General features: G+C 60.1%; 21 protein-coding genes and 4 pseudogenes. 14 read left to right on the top strand and 11 right to left on the bottom strand.

The window, feature by feature from the left end:
* Positions 1 to 41: 41 nt before the first annotated feature.
* Entirely contained in the window at positions 42 to 353 is a 312-nt protein-coding gene (locus ACSFA0_RS25570) for a hypothetical protein (RefSeq protein ID WP_435453139.1), read from the bottom strand.
* Between the two features lie 599 nt (positions 354 to 952).
* Here ACSFA0_RS25570 and ACSFA0_RS25565 point away from each other — a divergent pair.
* Complete coding sequence (locus tag ACSFA0_RS25565; RefSeq protein WP_435453074.1) at positions 953 to 1,447, top strand: GAF domain-containing protein; 495 nt, start codon at positions 953 to 955, stop codon at positions 1,445 to 1,447.
* A gap of 563 nt (positions 1,448 to 2,010) precedes the next feature.
* Here the strand turns inward: ACSFA0_RS25565 and ACSFA0_RS25560 are convergent.
* The 3 genes from ACSFA0_RS25560 to ACSFA0_RS25550 all read right to left on the bottom strand — a co-directional run bounded on the left by ACSFA0_RS25560 (position 2,011) and on the right by ACSFA0_RS25550 (position 3,521).
* Entirely contained in the window at positions 2,011 to 2,253 is a 243-nt protein-coding gene (locus ACSFA0_RS25560; RefSeq protein ID WP_435453073.1) for a hypothetical protein, read from the bottom strand.
* 3 nt (positions 2,254 to 2,256) lie between these two features.
* Entirely contained in the window at positions 2,257 to 2,877 is a 621-nt protein-coding gene (locus ACSFA0_RS25555) for a glycosyltransferase family 2 protein (protein WP_435453072.1), read from the bottom strand.
* A gap of 509 nt (positions 2,878 to 3,386) precedes the next feature.
* The gene (locus ACSFA0_RS25550; RefSeq protein ID WP_435453071.1) at positions 3,387 to 3,521 is read right to left on the bottom strand and encodes a hypothetical protein; all 135 of its coding nucleotides are present in this window, start codon (positions 3,519 to 3,521) and stop codon (positions 3,387 to 3,389) included.
* A gap of 145 nt (positions 3,522 to 3,666) precedes the next feature.
* Between ACSFA0_RS25550 and ACSFA0_RS25545 the strand changes: the two are divergent.
* A pseudogene (locus tag ACSFA0_RS25545) lies at positions 3,667 to 4,029 on the top strand (hypothetical protein); the annotation flags it as partial.
* Between the two features lie 43 nt (positions 4,030 to 4,072).
* Here the strand turns inward: ACSFA0_RS25545 and ACSFA0_RS25540 are convergent.
* The gene (locus tag ACSFA0_RS25540; RefSeq protein ID WP_435453138.1) at positions 4,073 to 4,573 is read right to left on the bottom strand and encodes a hypothetical protein; all 501 of its coding nucleotides are present in this window, start codon (positions 4,571 to 4,573) and stop codon (positions 4,073 to 4,075) included.
* Positions 4,574 to 4,614: 41 nt separating this feature from the next.
* Here ACSFA0_RS25540 and ACSFA0_RS25535 point away from each other — a divergent pair, with 41 nt between their 5' ends.
* The 3 genes from ACSFA0_RS25535 to ACSFA0_RS25525 all read left to right on the top strand — a co-directional run bounded on the left by ACSFA0_RS25535 (position 4,615) and on the right by ACSFA0_RS25525 (position 6,440).
* The gene (locus ACSFA0_RS25535) at positions 4,615 to 5,511 is read left to right on the top strand and encodes a glycosyltransferase family 8 protein (RefSeq protein WP_435453070.1); all 897 of its coding nucleotides are present in this window, start codon (positions 4,615 to 4,617) and stop codon (positions 5,509 to 5,511) included.
* A 148-nt stretch (positions 5,512 to 5,659) separates the two neighbouring features.
* On the top strand, positions 5,660 to 5,815 hold the full coding sequence (locus ACSFA0_RS25530) for a hypothetical protein (RefSeq protein WP_435453069.1): 156 nt from the start codon (positions 5,660 to 5,662) through the stop codon (positions 5,813 to 5,815).
* Between the two features lie 439 nt (positions 5,816 to 6,254).
* Complete coding sequence (locus tag ACSFA0_RS25525; protein WP_435453068.1) at positions 6,255 to 6,440, top strand: hypothetical protein; 186 nt, start codon at positions 6,255 to 6,257, stop codon at positions 6,438 to 6,440.
* 599 nt (positions 6,441 to 7,039) lie between these two features.
* Here ACSFA0_RS25525 and ACSFA0_RS25520 read toward each other — a convergent pair.
* Positions 7,040 to 7,222, bottom strand: a complete 183-nt coding sequence (locus ACSFA0_RS25520) for a hypothetical protein (RefSeq protein ID WP_435453067.1) — start codon at positions 7,220 to 7,222, stop codon at positions 7,040 to 7,042.
* A 554-nt stretch (positions 7,223 to 7,776) separates the two neighbouring features.
* Here ACSFA0_RS25520 and ACSFA0_RS25515 point away from each other — a divergent pair.
* Both ACSFA0_RS25515 and ACSFA0_RS25510 read left to right on the top strand, forming a co-directional pair.
* Positions 7,777 to 8,862, top strand: coding sequence for an acyltransferase family protein (locus tag ACSFA0_RS25515; RefSeq protein ID WP_435453066.1), 1,086 nt, complete (start codon positions 7,777 to 7,779; stop codon positions 8,860 to 8,862).
* A 5-nt stretch (positions 8,863 to 8,867) separates the two neighbouring features.
* On the top strand, positions 8,868 to 9,233 hold the full coding sequence (locus tag ACSFA0_RS25510; RefSeq protein WP_435453065.1) for a hypothetical protein: 366 nt from the start codon (positions 8,868 to 8,870) through the stop codon (positions 9,231 to 9,233).
* Positions 9,234 to 9,291: 58 nt separating this feature from the next.
* Here ACSFA0_RS25510 and ACSFA0_RS25505 read toward each other — a convergent pair whose 3' ends face one another.
* Both ACSFA0_RS25505 and ACSFA0_RS25500 read right to left on the bottom strand, forming a co-directional pair.
* Positions 9,292 to 9,930: a HutD/Ves family protein gene (locus ACSFA0_RS25505; RefSeq protein WP_435453064.1), complete on the bottom strand. Its 639-nt coding sequence runs from the start codon at positions 9,928 to 9,930 to the stop codon at positions 9,292 to 9,294.
* A gap of 202 nt (positions 9,931 to 10,132) precedes the next feature.
* Positions 10,133 to 10,480: a sugar transferase gene (locus tag ACSFA0_RS25500; protein ID WP_435453063.1), complete on the bottom strand. Its 348-nt coding sequence runs from the start codon at positions 10,478 to 10,480 to the stop codon at positions 10,133 to 10,135.
* 522 nt (positions 10,481 to 11,002) lie between these two features.
* Between ACSFA0_RS25500 and ACSFA0_RS25495 the strand changes: the two genes are divergently transcribed.
* Both ACSFA0_RS25495 and ACSFA0_RS26605 read left to right on the top strand, forming a co-directional pair.
* Positions 11,003 to 11,179, top strand: coding sequence for a universal stress protein (locus ACSFA0_RS25495; RefSeq protein ID WP_435453062.1), 177 nt, complete (start codon positions 11,003 to 11,005; stop codon positions 11,177 to 11,179).
* A 67-nt stretch (positions 11,180 to 11,246) separates the two neighbouring features.
* On the top strand, positions 11,247 to 11,486 hold the full coding sequence (locus ACSFA0_RS26605) for a heavy metal-binding domain-containing protein (RefSeq protein ID WP_475539787.1): 240 nt from the start codon (positions 11,247 to 11,249) through the stop codon (positions 11,484 to 11,486).
* Positions 11,487 to 12,232: 746 nt separating this feature from the next.
* Here the strand turns inward: ACSFA0_RS26605 and ACSFA0_RS25490 are convergent.
* Positions 12,233 to 12,364 (bottom strand): annotated as a pseudogene (locus ACSFA0_RS25490) (IS481 family transposase); the annotation flags it as partial.
* Between the two features lie 348 nt (positions 12,365 to 12,712).
* Between ACSFA0_RS25490 and ACSFA0_RS25485 the strand changes: the two are divergent.
* The 4 genes from ACSFA0_RS25485 (at position 12,713) to ACSFA0_RS25470 (ending at position 16,930) form a co-directional block, all read left to right on the top strand.
* Complete coding sequence (locus tag ACSFA0_RS25485) at positions 12,713 to 13,510, top strand: hypothetical protein (RefSeq protein WP_435453061.1); 798 nt, start codon at positions 12,713 to 12,715, stop codon at positions 13,508 to 13,510.
* Positions 13,511 to 13,630: 120 nt separating this feature from the next.
* Entirely contained in the window at positions 13,631 to 14,686 is a 1,056-nt protein-coding gene (locus tag ACSFA0_RS25480; RefSeq protein WP_435453060.1) for an acyltransferase family protein, read from the top strand.
* Between the two features lie 1,142 nt (positions 14,687 to 15,828).
* Positions 15,829 to 16,182 carry a hypothetical protein gene (locus ACSFA0_RS25475; RefSeq protein WP_435453059.1) on the top strand — a complete coding sequence of 118 codons (354 nt, stop codon included), beginning with the start codon at positions 15,829 to 15,831 and terminating at the stop codon, positions 16,180 to 16,182.
* Positions 16,183 to 16,513: 331 nt separating this feature from the next.
* Positions 16,514 to 16,930, top strand: a complete 417-nt coding sequence (locus tag ACSFA0_RS25470; RefSeq protein WP_435453058.1) for a hypothetical protein — start codon at positions 16,514 to 16,516, stop codon at positions 16,928 to 16,930.
* Between the two features lie 407 nt (positions 16,931 to 17,337).
* Here the strand turns inward: ACSFA0_RS25470 and ACSFA0_RS25465 are convergent.
* Together ACSFA0_RS25465 and ACSFA0_RS25460 are read right to left on the bottom strand one after the other, a co-directional pair.
* A pseudogene (locus ACSFA0_RS25465) lies at positions 17,338 to 17,546 on the bottom strand (DUF4287 domain-containing protein).
* 190 nt (positions 17,547 to 17,736) lie between these two features.
* Positions 17,737 to 18,093: a hypothetical protein gene (locus tag ACSFA0_RS25460; protein ID WP_435453057.1), complete on the bottom strand. Its 357-nt coding sequence runs from the start codon at positions 18,091 to 18,093 to the stop codon at positions 17,737 to 17,739.
* A gap of 333 nt (positions 18,094 to 18,426) precedes the next feature.
* On the opposite strand from ACSFA0_RS25460, the pseudogene ACSFA0_RS25455 reads away from it, so the two are divergent.
* Positions 18,427 to 19,027: pseudogene (locus tag ACSFA0_RS25455) on the top strand (tyrosine-type recombinase/integrase).
* Positions 19,028 to 19,319: the final 292 nt, after the last annotated feature.

Below are 19,319 nucleotides of genomic sequence, written 5' to 3'. Positions count from 1 at the left end.
GCCACCTTTCAGTGGCGGGCCTATGGAGATGCAAGGGCTGCTTAGCGGCCGTCTCGGTCCGAGTCACCCGGGATGGCACGCTCCACTGCGTTGCCGGCACGCTCCCATGCATCGCGAGTGGCGTGCTTGGCGTGTTCCCATTCCAGCTTCGACTTGCCGCGGGTCGTACCCCAGTCGCGGCTCAGTTCAGGCTCGACGTCGTCGAAGGAGCGATTTGGGTTGCGCGAGTAGGCGTCTACCCCATGGCGATAAGCCGGACCGTAGTCGTCGTAGGTTGAGCCAGGCGTGATGTACGGGCGGCTGGAGTAGTTTTCCTTCCAGTAGGTGTCTTCAGCGACTGGATCGGTCTTCATGCTCCGTCCTGCCACCGCTCCCGCCACAGCACCCACGGCAGCCCCGACGAGGGCGCCGACCGGACCGGTCATTCCTCCGACTGCGGCACCTGCAGCGGCTCCACCGGCAACGCCCCCGACTGCACCGCCCACGACGGCACCCGTTCCAGTAGCTGCGGGCTTGTCATTGTTGTCTGCCATTTTGCGTTCCTTAGAAGTTGACGAGGCCTTTAGGTTGCTCATCCTTGGCGCCCCGCGAGTGCTCAAACTTGCCCTGAAGACGCGAGCCGTGACCTCCCAGCGGCGCAATCCAATACCTACGTCCGCCGCCACTGGGATGCATCGAAACACTCTTTCTGGTGAGCGGTAGCTCGCCCACTTGTGTGCCCCAGGACGCTGGCTTAAACCGCCGATCGCAGCGCGATCCAGCGCGCCCTGAGGCTGCGCAGAGGGCTTCGGCTTGGAGTTGATGTCAAAGTGCATCAGTCCTTTGAGCAATCGCAGGCTGGATGGCATCGGGGAAATTCCTATGCCATCAAAGGCTTGAAGGCGCAAATCGAACGTAAGAGGACTCCTACAATGCCCGGAAATGACGTTCGTCAAGCCGATGGAGCCCAACCATGGATTCGACCTACGACAAGATGACCGAAGCGCTTAAGCGCGACGACCTGGTAGGCGCGCTGAAGGTGCTAAACGATCGGGTACCGCATCGCTACAGCGCGGTGTATCGCATGGCACCAGACGACTACCTGGTCATCGTCGCGTTCGTGGATAAGCAGGGCAAGCCCTGTCCGTCCTTCCTGCTTTCAGTGCACCGGGACGTGAGCTTCTGCCAGTTCGCCATGAAGCACGAAGATGGTTTCCGGACGAGCAACTCCGCCGAGGACAAACGCCTCGACGGGCACCCATACCAAGGCCTGGTGAACTCGTACCACGCCGCGCCTTTCATGAGCGTCGACGGAAGGGTCAAGGGCACTATCTGTCATTTCGACAAGGGGGCGCTGCCGCTACCCGACGAAGATTTCGAGCTCCTGCGGCTTGCATCGCGCGTCTTCCCGATTCATCTCCGCCAAGCGCTGGAGACAGTAAGGGATCCGAAGCGGGACAACGCGTGAAGCAGAGTTGAAAAATTTGCTCTGTAGCGCGCGAGCAAGCCAAAATAGTCGCGCAGAGCACGCGTTACATAAGAGGACTAAACCCTGTATTGCCAGAATGAGGACGCGATAGGTAGTCCTCGATCCAAAGGCGTGCTTTAAGCGCCAGGCGACGGTGAGCATCTTGTTCAGATTCAGCACCGATGATTGACAAGCGGCAAATCTGCGCTCCGTCACGTTGCACATCGCCAAAGTAGTGCATGGCTTCCCCTACCCGTTCTGAGCCCAGTGTCATCGTCCAGTCTGCCGGAGCTAGCGGGCCTCCGGGGTTATTGATGGTAGGGTGCAGATTCATCGGAAGTCAGCTCGAGTAGATCAGCAATTCTCACCTTTCGAGCTGGCAACTGACCCCCGTGGCAGTTGCTTTTCCCAAGCGCTGGTGGAATCGAGCTTCTTTCTTGGCGCCTATGCCTATGAAGGTAGTCCCCGCTCCATTCCATTACGCTGATGTGTGAGGCTTTGATCGCGTCCTCTTTGAAGAATTTCGACCAAGCATTGAGGCTAATCGCGCCCGAACAGGTGTGCTACCTCTTAGAGGGTTGCTCCGTCATAAAAAGGCCGCGCACGTTCAACGCAGCTAATCCCACCTGCAGGGCGATCAACGCCCAAGCTTGTGTGTAGATGCCCCAGACGACCCAGAGCACATTGCTCAGCAAAAAAACCCAGAAACCCGTATTGCGGCGCCCCTTTGCATTAGAGCCTACGAGATAAGCGGCGGCCAGCGAGGCGGCGAAGGCGGGCCACTGAACAAGATCGAGCCAGTTCATGATTCAGGCGGCGGCGGAAGTAAGCCCCTGCAGGCGCTGAGCGACTGCCTGAATCAGCGCGTCGGCGAAGCCACCCGGCGCGCGCGCCACGCGGCGAGCACTCGTACACACACGAGGGCGGGCGCTCCAGCTGATTTTCGCTCCAATGCGCTCAAGGGAGGCGACCAGCTCTACGTCCTCACTGGAGGCGAAGGGTCGGAAGCCACCAGCGCGCCGATAGGCCTCGGCAGAGATGCCCAGATTGGCCCCGTGTATGTGGCGATGGTCGTCTGCGTCGCAGTAGGTCTCGGCGAAGTGGCGCGACAGGAGCTGGGCGTGCTCCTCGTGAGGCGACCAGTCGCTGACTTCGACGGTGCCGCAAACAGCATCCGCATCGAGCGCAAGCTGATCCGCCAGCCAGTCGGGCGACACCAGCGTGTCTGCGTCCGTGAAAGCAAGCCAGCGCGCCCCGCGCGCGAGCATCAACTCGGCACCCGCCGAACGAGCCACGCCTACGTTACGCGCCTGGACCGGAAGGCACAGCGCGCCGGCCCTGGTTGCAAGGCCGCGCACTCCGCGTATTTCGAGAAGGCGCAGGAGTTCAACCAAACGGTGCTCGACTTCTTGAGACGGCGCGCCGATCACTAGGTCTGCTGTGCAGCGGTTGCAGACACTGAAGCGCCCACCGTAGACCTCCGGATCCGGCCAGAACCGGACATTTGCCCATACCTCCTAGGTGCTTGATGCTCTCGTCTCACCACGGTCTATTCTTCGCGCCCTTGCCGGATTGGCGCTCGCGGCTTTGGTCCACTGGGCGGCACCGGGCGACATCGACACCGCTCAGACCGGGGCATGGTTGGTGGGCATCGGTTGGGTTGCTGGCCTTGCGTGGGGCCTCATAGGTCGCGGGCGCTCCAAGTAGCCTGCCGGACCTCGACACCCGTTACAGCCTCGGCATGCGGCCGAATGCGGCCAGAACCAGCCAGGACCAGACCTTCAGAACGTACCTCCCGCTAGCGACATAAGACCTTTGCGTTAGCTGCCATCGGCGGATACCAGCGGTTCATCTCGCCGTATAAGGGCCCCGGGTGGCATATCAAGTGCAAACAGGAGGCGCTTCCTGTTCTCGGTTCGCAAAGCGGGCGATTGGTCGCTCAGGGCGAGCTAGCCATAAACGCCACAAAGGCGACCGCCGCCGCTGTGATCACCAGCGCCAGGTTATCCGCCACGTTCATGCCCTCAAAACTCCGCAAGGTTCTAAGAGCTGATTGCTTGAATTTGTAAGCCATGCCGAAGCGTAGGTCTAAAGTGCTCATCGGAGGGCAGAGCCCAACGCTGTACCCTTAGATCAATCCTCGGAAGCGTGAAAAAGTTGGCGGGCCGGCGCCCTTTCGTGCCTCCGCGCGTCGCACGCAGAAGACGTTCGCCGTACGCATGTCCTGCGCCATGGCATGCGTACAGCGCGTGGCGGATGGGCGTCGCGAGCCGGTCCGCCACCGGCAGAATCGCCTTGATGTGCAGAAATTACCAAGCAGCGAAACGCCGAGTGTTCTACGAGAAGCGCTCCGGGATCAAACTGCCGCCCGGGTGGTGGCCGCCGCGCGGTGGCGGTGGACTCCGAATCAATCCCACACACAGTTCGCGCCGATTCTGCGCCGGCCGCCTGAGCGCGAATCTGGCGACGAGGCTGGGCCAGACGTAAAGGTTATAAAGGCGAGGTTCGGTCTGCTGCCTGGCTTCGCGAAGGAGGTGAAGTACGGTTCCCGCACGTACAACGCCCGTTTTGAGATGGTCGCCACGCTCGCCAGCTTCAAATGGACATCGGGAAAGGCCAGGCACTTCATCGTGCCTTGCGGGGCGATCTGCGAGCCCGACTGGCGCACCGGCACATCCCCACCAGGTTCACTGCGGCTGACGGCAGCACCTTGGGCGGGGCCGGCCTCTGCCAACCGTGAAAGTCGCCCGGATAGGTCAACACCTTCACGATGCTGACGCCGACGATCACGACCTGATAAAGCACATGCACTGGCCCGACCCGACGCGCCCGCCCGAGACGCAGGACAAGGCGCATGGTGGTGATCATGCCCGAGGGGTTGTACGAGGCCTGGCTCGATGCGCCCGCGTCGGAGTCAAAGGACTTCATGCGGCAGTACCCTGCTGCCATGATGCTGGTCACCCCGGAGCCGCCGCCGCCGAAGAAGGCGAGATGGGCAACCTGATGGGCCTCCGCACTGAACGAGTTTGAGGAAACCTTCAAGAAGAATGGACAGTGCCGCCACTGAGGCGTGCATATTTCTGTGAACTCTAGCAACAGTTCCCTCCTAAACGGCAGAGAAAGCATGAACAATCGCTAGCATCCTTACGACTTCAAGAATAAATTTCATGGACATCGTCTTCAATGTCAACCCGTTGGGTATGGAAGGCCTCGGCGTCACGCTGGTTTCGTTGGTCCGGCACTGCAGCAAGCCCGAGACTCTGCATCTCCACTTTTTATGCTCAGGGTTGACCGTACAGGACAAGGAACATGTCCATAGGCTGATGGCGGGTGAGAACTTTGGAGGTGAAATCAGTTTTCTTGACTTTGATGCGGAGAAGGAGTTTGGGGAGTTGCGGTCTCTGCATGGTGACCGCACGGTCTACGGCCGCCTGCTTATCCCCGAGCGCATACGCGCACACCGCGCGCTGTACCTCGATGCCGATCTTGCCGTCCGACTCGACGTGCTCGAGCTGGAGCAGGAAGTCATCTTCCGCGGTGAAACCATGGCAGCGGTGTTCGGTTGCACGATTGAATGGACGATCGACCAGCATTTCCTCATGGACCGCATCGGCCTGCCGGCAAACACGCCCTACTTCAATTCCGGCGTCGTGCTGTTCGACCTGGATGAATGCCGGCGGCGCGACGCTTCGCGGACATGGCGCAGTTTTGCGCGTGATCACCGTGACGATCTCATTTCGCACGACCAGACGGTTCTAAATGCCTACGTTAGTGGGACATTCGTGCACCTTCCCGTGCGTTACAACACCGAATGGCCAGCCTCACTGAAGCGACCGAAGGACATAGACAACGCCATCATTCATTTCTCGGGTTCGCCGAAGCCCTGGGACCTGACTGGACGCTGGCTTCACCGCGGCTATTCGCTTTGGGCTTCGTATCAGACGGCTTTCTGGCACGGGCACTATGGCCGGTTCAATAAGCCAAAGTGGGGACGGACATGGAAGATCAAGTATTCGATCGCTCGAGTCCTAAAGAGTCGGCTTCTTTCATTGGGCCGTGTATGAACTGGGGTCTTGCCTAGAGGGCCGGTTGCGGAGCCAACTTCGAGGTGATGAACCTCCGGCCGTCTAGCGCTGGCGATAAGCCCCCTCGAGGCTGCTGAACCACGCGCAGTTCGCAGCGCCCGCATCGTAGGCACGACCGCAGACGCTCGTGAGCCTGGCGCAGCGGGCCTGGGGTGCATTGCTGGCGCGCGGCTGCTGCCCGATCGGGCATCCGCTGCAGGTGGATCCACTGCACGCCGGCGCCGTGGTCCATCGCGCGGCGCACAAGACGGTGCTCAGCGTGCTGCGCAAGCGCGTCAGATGAAGTAGCGGCGGCCGGAGGCGCGCCGATCGGGGCCGGTGCCTCTTGGACCGCCGCGGTCAAGTCGCAGCGCCCTCGCGTCGTGCCAGTTCGCTGCGCACGATGAGCGCGCCGGCCTTCACGATTGCGCCGACCGACTGGTCGTGCTGCTGGGACCTGGGCGAGGTCGCGCAGCAGCGTGCTCGTGGCGTCGTCGACTGTCAGGGTGATGGAGGCCTGCCCGCGTTCGACAAGGCTGCGCCGGAAGTCGCGTGCCAAGTCCAGGCCGAAACTGCGATTCATGGATGTCCAAGTCGAGAAAACACCGCGCCGCCGCTTGGGGACGGTCAAAATGTAACCCCATTGTAGTAACCGAATATTACAGGCCCTTCAGTGACAAGTCACATAAGCGGTTCACGAAACAGTGGACACTTCTTGTATCGAAACTGCATAATGTTCATAAATGTCACAGGCGCAGCATCCGCCGCTGAGCGGCCCGGCAGTCCCCGAGGCCGGCTTCATCCTCCGCACCATCAAGGGCCTCAATGCCTGGCTGACCGCGCAGCTAGAAGCCTCCGACCCGGTGTGGAGCTCCGACCCCATAGTGTCCGAGTTTGACGCCCTGCCCAAAGAGACGACGAGGCGTTGACCTGCACGCCGAATTCGCCAGCCAGAGCGTGACTTAGTTCTGTAGCCCAAAGATGGCTTTCGTTAGCTCGTGTAACCAAAGGTAGGAAAGTGCGCCACCAGAGGTTGCTAAGGTTTGCATGGGCCGCTTTTTCACTTCGCTGCTCTTCGTGCTCGCTCACCCTGCGGATGCGGCGACGCTCTTTCTGCAATGCCTACAACGGGCCCACTTTCTGGGCGAGCGCCCATTGCGGTCAATACAACGCGCTGATCAAGCGCATGCAATCGGTCGCAGATGCGCCCTCCGAGCTGCAGGTGCAGCAAGCTCAAGGCGCGAGAAATCGGGCGACGACGGCGCCGCAGGCGGATTGTTTCGAGCGTGGTCAGTACTGCGCGCGCCCGATCAACGAGCGCCGATCAATCGAGGCGCGCTATTCAACTGGCAGTGGCAGCCGCCCGAGGTCATCAATCCTGACCAGCAACGCACGGTGGCCATCAACTCTGCCTTGCGTGCAAATCATTGCTCGATGCAATAAATACCGGCAGCGGGCATTGCCGAGGCAGCTCAAGGGGCAACAACGTTGGTGCCGCCAAGCGGGTCAAACCTGTAGTGGTAGAAGCTCACGTCGAGGGAATCGAAAGCAGGTAAGAGGGGCAAAACCTCGCCGAGCTGCCCACCAGCGCGACATTGACCAGATGCCCGTCGGGCGCGAGCCGGTACACCGCGGGCCTGCGCGGCGCGACACGCGCGTTCAGCACCTTCAGGGCCGCGGACAAGCCACCGCTCTTGAGCGCTCCGGTCATAAGGTCAGAGGTTGCATCCATGAAGATTTGGCCTCAAAGATCAGCACAGCGATGCTGTTCCCTTTTGCTGGTAGGTCGAAAACCATCCTCCCTTTAGACCTCGGCCTACGGCGCAAGAAGCAGGGAAATTGCATACTTGAGGGAAAGCAAGGTTGAGTTTGAAGCTTCAAGGTCACTTTCTTCGGCATCACCATCAGGCACACTTCACTTGAGAGATCACCCGTTAGCTACTTCAGCGTGCCGAATTGAGTTGTGCCGGAGTGCGGTCGAGACGGGTAATTTTGAATCCAAAGCCGTGCACTGACTGCCAGTCGGCGGTGCGCTTCCTGCTCTGACGCGACCCCCGCGATGGCCAAACGGCAGACTGGCACGCAGTCACGTTGAACGTCCGCAAAGAAGTAGCCCGACTCGCCTCGCTTTTCTGAGTCGATGGTCATCGTCCAATCGGCGGGTGCCAGCGGCGCCCGGGGTCGTTGGCTGTATGGGAAAAATTCATTTCGCTAGGCGGCTATCTTGTTCCCATGCATCGATCGTATAAATAACTAAAAGGACGCATGCAATCGACCGGCCGGATCTATTACTTGGACGCAGCACGAGCACTGCTGATGTTCCTCGGCATCCCGTACCACATCGCCCTCATCTACCAGCGCGGGAATTCATGGGCGTTCGCCACATCCCCTGAGACCAGTCTGGTCCTGGACTACCTCGCCCAGGCGAGCCACACTTTCCGAATGCCCGCGTTCTTCCTGCTGGCCGGCTACTTTGCCATGCTAATGCTCGAGCGCAAGGATTCGGCGTCCTGGCTCAGCGGGCGCTTCGTCAAGCTGGGTGTGCCGCTGGTGGCCGCCGCGCTGCTGCTCAACCCAATCTCTCTGCTGACCCAAGACGATGGCGTCGCGCTCGCCCGCACCCTGGGCCATCATTGGCTGGCTCACCTGTGGTTCCTGCCGACACTGCTGGTCATGTTCGCTGCCCTGGCCCTAATGAAGGCCACGCCGCTGCTGCGCTGGTTCGAGCGCCTCATCAACTGGGTGGTCTGGCATCCGGTGGCTGGCATCGCGGCGCTCCTGCTGCTGGCCGCTGGCATCGGCGGCACCGGCTCTCTGCTAAGCACGCGCATGCCCCACTTCTTCGTGCTGCACGCCACTCTGCCGCCAGCCATTGGATACATGCCGTTCGTGCTGCTCGGCGCGGCCATGCGGTTCAACCCGAAGGTGTTGAAGTTCATGAGCACCTGCTCCCTGCTCGGTCTTATCGCCGCGCTCGTACCTCTCGCGTTCGTGCTCCTCACGAGCTGGAGCGGGCCGCTGGTCAACATCACTCGCTTCTTGGCGCTGACGATAGTCGCGATCGGCCTGACGCGCGCGACGATCACGCTTTGCTGCCTCCTGCTGGATCGCCCGAGCCGCCGGGTGCGCAAGCTGGTGGACGCATCGTTCACGATGTATTTGGTCCACTTTCCGCTCTTCAACCTGTTCTTCATGTGGCTTGAGCCGGCGGGCCTGCAGGTGTGGCCCGAGTTCCTGGTTCTGGTTGCCGCTGTAACCGCCGCCTCCTATGCTGCGCACATCGTGATCGCGCGCAACGGCATCCTGACGTTCATGTTCAACGGCGCGCGCGCCAAGAAGATGGCGCATTAATCTTCTTGCACTACGTCGATTCACTGTTGTCGGTGTTCTTTTCCTGGACCGTCGGCGTTGGCCACGTCGCGATAACCGCTTCTCACCCATCCGATGTGCCGGTCGAGATCCTTCCGATGGAAGAGTTCACCTGTCTGGAGTCCAGCCGCTGGAACGGGACGGGGCGCCAGGCACGGCTTTCGCACATCGAGTCGTTCTGGGGGCTTGCCGACCCAGCGTTCTGCGACGTCCCCGGGGCTGAGAGCTTCCAGACCTTGCTGGATCGCGTCGACCGCACGCTGGCGCGCTTCGAGGCCTTGAGCTTGAGCACGCCGACTTGCTGGAAGAGTGCGATTGATGGGGCGCCACAGTTGATAAAAAGGAACGATTAGTGTAGGGCGATCACGAGGAGAAAGTGCTGCGCTGAGCTGACATGGCACGGCTTCAGACCTACTTCCCAGGCATTACTTGGCTCGGAATGATGGGCTTCAGCTCGGCCATCGAACCTTCGGGTGCAGACGCTTGGTCGGCCGGGTGCCATTGCACCATCACAAGGCGGGCGCCCCGGCTGGCGGGCTTGATCTTCCAACTATGCGGCTCTTCGGTCCACCAGACTCCCTCACCTCGCTTTAGCGTGCCCCCACCCACCCGAAAATGGCCATCTAAGGTCATCAGGAGGCCGTGGGCGCTTCGCTCAAGCGTTGCGGGATCCGATAACACGCGCAAGGTACCGCGCCCACCGGCGCGCCGCACCATCAGATTCAAATGGATGGAACGGCCACCCAGCATGCTGCAGGTCATGGCGGTGTCGCCGTCGAAACACAAAGGCATGTGTGGGGTGTCGAGCAGCTGGTCAAAGCCAGGGGCGCGCAGGCGCACGCCCTCACCGTCGAGCAACATGACCGTGTGGTCTGCGCCCGAGACGACCGGAAACGGCCCCTCGAGAGAGATCGTGGCGATGCCTACCTGCCAGTCGAAGCTGTCTAGACCTGCGCTTGGCGGAAAGCGGACGATCTCCTGGGAGGTAATACTGCCGCTTTTACAATGCGCAGCGGCCAGAGCAGAAAGCGAGAAACGTTGCGGGGCCATTAATTCGATTGATGAAGGGAGAGTCGAGATAGGGCGGCGCATGCCGCCCGCGGCTGTGCTCTGAGCGGCTCACGAGGAGCCCCCGCCGCTGAGCACATCCCATACTGTGCGCGCTAGGATTCTTTAGATCGATTCAGATCGACCGCTCCGAGGCATAACGGACATCGACTGCACTCGCTCTGCGTAGGACCGTTACGGCTGCTCACCTGCCACAAGCCGGTGATGCCCGTCCGCATCTGGCAGTGGTGCGGCCAGTGGAAGCCGTAGATTCTATGCTGACGCACCATGCAGGGTGTGGACCGACGAGGCTCATGTCGCGCTTGAGCATGTTAAAGAACTGCGGTAATTCGTCCAGACGCGACTTGCGGATGAACCGGCCTACCGGGGTGGTGCGTGGATCGTTGTCGAGCTCTGGAAGGTCTCCCACTGCTTGCGCGTCAAGCTCCAAGTGTCGCGCCAACACCCTGTCGACGCCGCGGACCATCGAGCGAAACTTGTAGAAGCGAAAACTTCGACCGTTTTGTCCAAGGCAGGGCTGCCAGTAGTGCACCGGACCGCCGGAGCCGAGTCACACGGCGACTGCCACCAGCAAACAACCGGAGCGAACAAATTGAAAAAAACAGGGCGCCAATGACGTCCATCCTGCGCTTCACCACGCGCAGGACCGAGGACAGGCAGTAGGGGGAGGAAGCCGCAACGGTGGCGAGCCGGGTGGGCATCTGTTTGGCAACGGGGTCGCGCGATACCTTGACGAAGATTGCCGGCTCAGGTTGCATAAGGGCTTTTGATCTGTGAATCTTTCACAGACTCCCATACTCGTCGCGACTTATCTGTAAGACAAAAGCCACCCCGACCGACCGCCCGGGGGCTCTCGCCACGCCATAGTTCTCGCGCGCGGCGACATCCTCGCCCCTGTCTTCCTGACATCGCACCGCAACAGACCGTCGCGGCGCCATCTCCCCAGTTTCGTTCTCAGACGACCGGTCGTTTCAGCGCTGTCTGTATTTCTCATGCTTCTGTCTTCCATAAGACTGGCTGTCCAACACTTGGGGATCTCCTCGCCGGCATCGTTGTGGTGCTCCGCGCGGCTCGATTTGCTGCGAACGCGATGGTGAGGAAAGGGCACCCGAAGGAGAGTGCTGCCCGACGTCATCGCGCAGACGATGCATCGCTGCTGGTGATGCGGGCCTACGGGCATTCGCGGATCCGGCAGCTTGTCGTCGGCAGCACGACGACGACGCTGCTGTAGGTGAGTGCAGTGCCGGTCCTAAGTTGCGTTAGGGCGCAATCCAAAGACCAATTCACCCGAGAGAAAGATGAAGCCCAGCAACAAACCGCGCCACCACGGTTTTGAGACGCGCAGTGCTACCCATGAGGAGGCTGAATACACCTGCCCCGTGCATATCGAGGTATGCCATTGGCGCCTTAGCAGTTGTCCGATTTGCGGGATGGCACTGGAGCCTGTGGAGACAAGCCCAGACAACTCCGAACTCTTTAGAAGGGTCAAGCGTTCGTGGGTGGGCCTGGCGCTTAAGCGCTGGTGGGGCTCTCGGTGAGCCGGTACAAAAAACACCACCCCGCTACGAACACCGCGTCGACCCTGGTGATCGGTGGCTAGGCGCGCGAGCGTGAGAGACTTCGATAGGATCGTCTGATCTAATTCGAGACCATGGACGGGACCATCGGCAGGATGGCAGCACCGTTCAAGAGTGGCGGCAGGGTGGCGGCCCTAACCGTGCGTAACCAGCACGTACCGCAGCGCTACAGCGCCGTCTACCGGCTTGCACCCGACGGGGCACCTGGTGAACATTGCTCTCGTGAACAAGCTGAACGAACCCTGCCCCGGTCATCTGGCTGGCGCCCCTACGAAGAAACCTTCTGCCAGTCCCGCACAAACAATTCAGCCGTAGACGAGCAGCTCCATGGAGGAATCCGTACCAAGGCGTCATCAACTCCTACCGTTCGGCCCCTGTCGTGAGCACAACTGGCCGGGTGTTGGGGACCATTTGCCACTTTGATCCAGCGGCGTTGTCCTTGCCAGATGAAGAGTTCGAACTTCTTCGGCTTGCCGCGCGTGCCTTCCCCGAATACCTGCAACGGTTCGGACGGTGGACCGGCGGAGCCTGCTTGGCTGACCGGTGCTAGTGCTGTCGAACGGCGGCTTACGGGAAACGTGAACCTCCGCTTGGGCCCTAAGCCGACCCTCAGATGGCCGCGATAGCGGAAGTTCATGAGTCGTCTGCGTGAATGCGCAAGTCGGCACCGGACACCGGGAAAGCCACGACGGCTAGCTACCGAGTCACTTCCTGGCTCTTGGCGAAGTGACGCAGTACGCTGTTGCGGCTCGCGCGGCATTTAGGCCTCACAGCGTCCTCTGCTTGACCATCTCGAGTCCGCTGGCAAAGGTGAGTCGGGCATGCTTATGGGTGTTCATCCGGTTGGCCTTCTGAGTGGATTGGGGGTTTGGAGACTTCCAGCCTTTCAAACCCAATCCAGATGAACCCCGGGTGCAAACTATTGGAGCTTCACAGCTAGCCAAGTGCCGGCGTCTGGCCGACGGCTGTTGACCTACGCAAGCAGGACCTTGCCTGTGCATATCGACACCCATCGCGGCCAGACGCTCGGAAAGCCTTGACGGGTTGCTCAGGCTCAGGGGCGTGTGGGTGTTTCTGAGGAGGGCGCCAAGTAATGCTTTTTTCATCAGAAAAGCGACTTATTACCTGCCTGCCCCCAAGTTCAACAGGTAACAATAAGTACTCAAAAACAACAACGAGGAATGAGTATGACGGTCTCCTGCCGATGGGGCATCACCTTCAAAGGACTGGTCGCTGCAGTGACTTTGCTGGTGCTAAGTGGCTGCAGCACGCTGGTCACCTACTCCGCCAAGCCGGCGATGACGGGTCAGTCTGTCCGCTACGCGCAAGGGGTAGCCACCGTGTCCGAGAAAGACGACCAACAAGAAGTGTTCATGTACGCCACCTTCAAGGCACAAGGCGTGACACAGCCGACGTTCACCATCGGCTTTGCGAACAACTCAAGCGAGCCCATCAACTTCACGACGGACAACGTGAAGGCTTTCTTCCGCGGGCAACCCGTTCCGATTTATACGTACACCGAGCGCATCGCAGAAATTCACTCCGAGCGGCAGGCCAAGCAGATTGCGATGGCCATCGTCGGAGGATTGGCAGCAGGCGCAGCGGCTTACAGCGCGTCCCGCCAAACGTATACGTCGAACTACTCAGGGTACGTGAGCGGCCGGCGCGGCATCACGACCTTTGGTGGTAGCAACAGGACAACGGTCTACGACCCAGCGTCCGGATTGCTCGCAGGCGCCGCGGTGGGTGGCGTCACGGCACTAGGCATCCAGCAAATTGCCTACGACGCGAAGAACCAGGAGCAGTACGCGAGCAATATTCTTCAGGCCAACACTGTCGAGCCGATGCAAATCGTGACCGGCGACCTTGTTCTCAAAACCTGCTGCGACCCGTATCCGAAGCCTGACGACCTGGTTCGCTTCGAGGTGACTGCGCGTGGCAAGACATCCGTATTCGAATTCCTGCGGGCTAAGGTCACGCAATAGGTCGCAACTCTCGGCGAATCCTAACCAATCTTCCTCCCTGCTGTGCACGGATTCGTGCAGCGCACCGGGACGTCATCCACTCCCGGTGAGCCCGCAAATTCATCAATCGCTATCCCAAGAATGAATATCCAAAAATGGAGTGCCCTCGCTGGCCTGAGGTTCATCCTCGCGTTCATCGTTGCCGTGAATCATCTGCCCGAGTTCGTACCAATCGGCACCTGGGAATTCGTCCCGAAGTTCGGGGCTTTCGAGGCGATACTGGGCTTCCTCCTCGTCAGCGGCTACTCCATCGGAGCTTCCTACTCGAAGGAGGCTGAGGGGTTTCTCTGGCGGCGGGCGCTCCGAATATATCCGGTCTATATTGCGGCAATTGCGCTGACCTGTGTCGTATTGGCGCTTGAGCATGGTACGTTCCCGTCGGCTTGGCTGGTCTTGGTCAATGTCCTCTTTCTGAACCAGATTCTGACCACCGAGTCCTTTGTGGGGCCGGCTTGGACCTTGGCTCTGGAGGTTTGGCTGTACTGCTTGACTCCATTCCTCTTCAAGCTTCGGGCTCCGACGCTGCGCGTGCTAATGACTGTGTCATTCGGAGCTTACCTGGCATACACCTGCGGCCGCACGCTTTTCCATTGGGATTACTTCGCCGGGGTGGGCTACGGCCTTAACCTCTTGTTACTGTCCTTCATCTGGTTGGCGGGCCTTCGGCTCGCGCGAGAGCCGGAGAATTCTCTTTCCATCCTGAAAGAAGTCGGTTGGATGTTCACGCTGCACATCCTGCTTGCTACTGCTATTCAGTTCGCATCTAGCTGGAAGCGCGGCATGGTTGACGAATTTCTTCAAAGCGGAGTCGACAGCTATGCCTTTCAGGCCTTCACATTAGTCGTCGTACTATGGGTATTCAAACGGGTTACGTCCGCGCCTGCATCGAGTGCGGGCAGCTCGACAACGCTGCGACTGCTTGGCGACATCTCCTATCCGATGTACGTGGCCCACATCCCAGTGTTCTTTCTCCTGAAGCGTGCTTCACTCGAATCTCCAACCCTCTACCTCGCAATAGTCCTTGTGGTCTCGTTCTTTTTGTATTGGGGATTGGACAAATACTCGCAGCAACGTCGACCTGCTGCCGCAGACGACGCACTTGGCGCGCTTCGACCAGTGGGACAGACAGAAGTATGAGAAGAGCGCACAGGCATCACACCAGCTGAGGTATGGCCGAGAAGACTGCGCCGTACTGGAGCCAGGACGGACGACCTGAGTTCCTTGAGTAGCGGCCTGCGCTTCCTCCTCTATCGCAGCGATGTATGGCCGGCGCCGTGACGGCCGGCTTGAGGTCAAAGAGGTTGACGGCCGAGCCCTCGTCGTACGAACGGCTCCGTCGCAAGATGAAATTTCGTCACGCTGCGGTTGCTTGCTTGTCACGCCGAAGAGGGAACTTGTGGGAAGGCAAGAAGTTAATCATCGGAACGAATGGGCGGTCGGTCGGTCGGCCACTGCCTTCCCGCCTTCCCGCCTTCCCGCCTTCCCGCCTGTCCGCTAAACCGTCTCATCTCGAGCCTGCCGCTCTATCCGCTCAGCGGACCGGGCTGGTTGTCCTGTGCGCCGCAAGCTTCGTGCGATACGTGGAACATCATCGACGGCATCCGCTGTAAGACTTAGAGATTCCGCCCCGCTGGGGAACGTGCGATTCTGACCGAATTCTGCCCGACAGGAGCAGTCCCGTCCGTGTCTCGGGGGCGTCGGCTGCAGCCAGCACGTTCACCCGATGAACGTTGCTGAGACGAGTTGCGAATCGGGGCAGGCCCATCGCACAAAGCGACCTTCTGGATAGACGTCCGCCTACAAAATCGCGAAAGCACATCACCTAGCGTGGGTTAATGCAACCTTCCATTCCTGCAACCTGCACCTCGTGCGGACGCCTGAATCGAGGTGATGCAATGTTCTGCAGCGGCTGCTTGAAGCGCCTGCCCTCGTTCGTTGCGACTGCCCCTTCCGCACTTGAGACCATGCGACGCAGAGAGTTGGATGCATCTAGGGGAGCCGCCAGTAATGCGGCTGTCAGGCCAACCTCTACCCCTGTCAGCTTTCCACTCTGGCTGCCCGCAGTACTGTTGGCGATGTGCGCTGCCTTCTTTGGCTGGGTGGCTTCGATGACCGCTGTGAGTCCGGCACGGCTGCTGGTCGCGTCGCCTTCCTCGCCTGAAAATATTCCGCCTACGGTGTCCACTTTGCCGTCGCTAGCGCCGTCGCCTCTGCAGGCTGTCGACTCGTTATCCGGGGCGTCCCGAATTCAAGACCGAGCAGAGGCCATCGATGTCCTCGTGCCTTCGGCCGACGAAAATGATGGCAACGCTAGGGTGAAAGAGGCCGACGCATTGGCTGTTGTGTGGGGGTTCTATCGCGCGCTGGCCTCGGGTGACGGAAGAGCCGCGGCGAGCGCCGTGGCGCCCGGCAGGCGCGACTTCCCTGCCTTTCGCGAAGAACGGATTTCTCGTTTTTACGGTTCACTACGCGAGCCGCTAACCGTGGAGTCGCTCCGGCCAATTGCGGCCAACCGGTTTGAGGCAAAGTACAGCTATCGAGCAACCCGCACGCCGTGCCGCGCGACGGCGATAGTGGAAACCGAGGTTGTCGGCGAGCGTACGTTCATTCGAAGAATTCACGCGACGTGCTGAGCTGGTTCCGAACCCACGGAAGTTCGGCGCAGCTGCCCGGTTGAAGCCCGCCTTGGAGCTTCAAGCGCATGCGTCCTCGCTCCAGGGCGCATTGGCAAGGCGAAAATGCACTGCTAGAACCCTCTGTGTAGCGCATCGCATGGACAGCGAACTTCAGCGAGACATGGCGTGGCAGCTGAATAGCACGCGTCAACGGGATGTTTGTTAGTCCCTGTACGGCTCCACCCGCACCAGAGAAGCTTGAGAAAACAAGTTCCTTGTAATCAGTTTTAAGGAAGCGCGCGGTTTGCGATTGCCTTAATCTCGTAAGTTATTCGCAAGGAGTGCCGCCATGTCAGCTTCTCAAAAGTGCTCCAGAGTCTTTCTTCGTTCGCTGGCAGGCTTGCGTTCAGCCGCCTTGTTTGCAACGACGCTGTCAGCAGGATTTGCCTGCGCACAGCCGAAAGACTTCCCTCCTGACGCCACACCGGTCACTGCCGAGTCGCTCAAAGGGCTTGCCGGCAAGAAGTTCGTTGGCAAGAAAGCGGACGGATATACGTGGACCATGGATTTTGGTGCTGACTATGCCTACCAGCTTTCTTATCAGGGCGGCATTCTTGATGGAAAGGTGCGCGTCGATGGAGACAAGCTGTGTCAGGACATGCGCAAGACGCTTGAAAACAGCTGCAATGATGTGCGTCTAAAAGATAACGTGCTCTACTACAAGCGAAATTCAAATGGCGAGGTGGTCACGCTTATCGCCCAGTGACCTGGGATGACGATTATGCGAACTGCGTGAGTGGCCGCTGGTGGTAACGCCGTTGGCGCCCTGGTTGGATGCTGAGCTACCGGGTACGGCGTAGTTCTGGTTCACGACAACGTGGTGAGCTCCTGGCAGCAAACCGATGTCTCCTGTCTGGCCTGTATCCAAGGTATTCAAGTAGGCGGCCATGACGCGGAGGAATCGCTGACGGCACGCTCGCCGTCTGAAAGAATGACGCGAGCTAAGAAAGGTCGGGGTAGCGGTCCATTGATGGTGTGAGCGACGCGAGGAAAGTTGGAACGTACGACTGGTTAGGAAGGCGCGGTGCTCGGACCGCGACGGCCGCTTTTGGCCGGCGGCGGCTGGTCGGGGCCGGCAACGCAACGGTCAGGTTTCATGGCGCGGTCGGCGCGCTACTTAGTTGCAAGGAACGCCGCCACCAAAGCGTTCGCATGCCCGTGTCCGACTTGGTGCTGGGCTTTCAGGCTGTTGACGAGTTCCATATGTTCAACGGACCCAGCTTCTCCAGAATATCCATCCAATGCTCAATTGACTCGCCGTAGGTCTTTTCGATGAACCGAAAGTATGAGGCGGCTCCATTTACCTTGTTGGTCTCGGGCATGGAGGGCTTCCTTTAGAGGGTGTGGGTGAGCTCGCGCGCCACGAGAGCTGGGCGTGGCCGCGTTTCGCTCGCCGCGAGCGACTTGGCACGAGACTGAACGTTCGGAGTTGGCCGATCCGAGCCGGGCGCGTCACCTCCGCGACCGGCCGCATGCTCACCACGCGACCGAGCCTCACTGCCTCCGGCAGCTCTAAGCTCGGAACCAAATCTTGAGCGTCACGTACGCCGCATAGCTCAGGCCAAGCACCAGCCAAGCAAGGAAGAACATGTTGGCCCAGTAATCACCAGCATCTGCTGCCAGGGTATAGACCTGCATCCGGCAAGCTTTGCCGACGCATGGCACCTCCCCCCGAACCAACGCGCGAAAAAACTCAAACAAGAGGTAGCAGGCCACGCAGGCAGTCACCAGCAATCCCACCGGCCCGACAAGTCCTTCGGTGCGTTCGCCGTTCTCATCCCAACGCTTCTTGCGAAGTAAGTTTTGCCCGCACTTGTACCAGGCAAATCCGAGTAAGAGCATCAACAAGTAGTAAATGGCGGAACGCATGTCGTCGAGTCGATGTGCTGTGAGGGGAAAGTGCGTCGCCGGAATGGTATCTGTGCGGGGAGCACGCATTGGCTGGCGGGACTCGGAACCCCGTATGTGCCGACCCGCCTTTCACAAGACGGTCCGCGTCGAGTTCGGCTCCTGGCCGGATTCTGCCGCAGGCATGGACGTCCGCTCCTGGCCGAAATGCAAAGCGGCTGGCCGCCAAGCGCGGACGTTCGCGTGAGGGGCGATTTCGGGCGCAAGCATAGCGTTGGACACCAACCCCCACGACGTGCATTCTTTCTAGTCCCTCGACTCGATGGGAGACCATCATGGGATCAGAAGCCAACGTTGCGTCGTGAACCGTGGAACAAGGGAAAGATCGTCGGTCAGAAGGCGCCCTTCAAACCCAAGGACATATGGGCGCTCCGAGTCCGCTTCCAAGTGGAAGATCGGATGCGCGAACTCGCACTGTTCAATCTGGGAATCGACAGCAAGCTTCGCGGCTGTGATCTTGTTTCACTCAAGGTGCGCGACGTCCGTCACGGCGACCAGGTCGCTTCGCGCGCTGTCGTGATGCACAAGACGCAGCGTCCGGTGCAGTTCGAGATCACGCACGGCACTCGTGAGGCCCTCCTGAAGTGGATCAAGCTTCCTGGGCTGAAATCCGAAGACTTCCTGTTTCCGAGTCGCATCCACAGCTCCCCACATTTCGGCACGCGCCAGTACGCGCGTATTCTTGAACACTGGGTAGTCGAGCTCGGTCTTGACCCGGCAGACTACGGCGCGCACTCCGTGTGACGGACGAAGGCGACGCTGATCTACCGAAGGACCAAAAAACTTGCGCGCGGTTCAGCTTCTGCTGGGCCATTCGAAGCTCGAATCGACCGTGCGCTACCTCGGCATCGAAGTGGATGATGCGTTGGAGATTTCAGAGCAAACCGAAATCTGACGCCGACTCCGCGCCACGAGCGCGACGCTCGCTCTGCACCGCTCCATTGCAGCATGTGGTGAGGTGCGGCGCTGGGCCCGCGCAACTTGGGGTGACCTCTCCGGTCGTCGTGCAGGTCCGCTTCACGTACCCAAGCGGCCATTCGATGCTCGGAAGTGAACGTCGGCAATCAGTCGATTGTGTTGAAAAACTCGCCTCGAATCTTGCCCGCATCGGCCATCGCGCAGGACTTGCATTCGATTTGACGAATCGAGCGCGCGCAGCGCGCCTTCCGGTTCGCCTCACGCGCTCT

Origin of the sequence: Variovorax restrictus, assembly GCF_051216715.1 — a bacterium.
Lineage (GTDB): Bacteria > Pseudomonadota > Gammaproteobacteria > Burkholderiales > Burkholderiaceae_C > Variovorax.
Note: the sequence above shows the minus strand (reverse complement) of the source record. Positions and strands in the feature narration are given on the sequence as shown.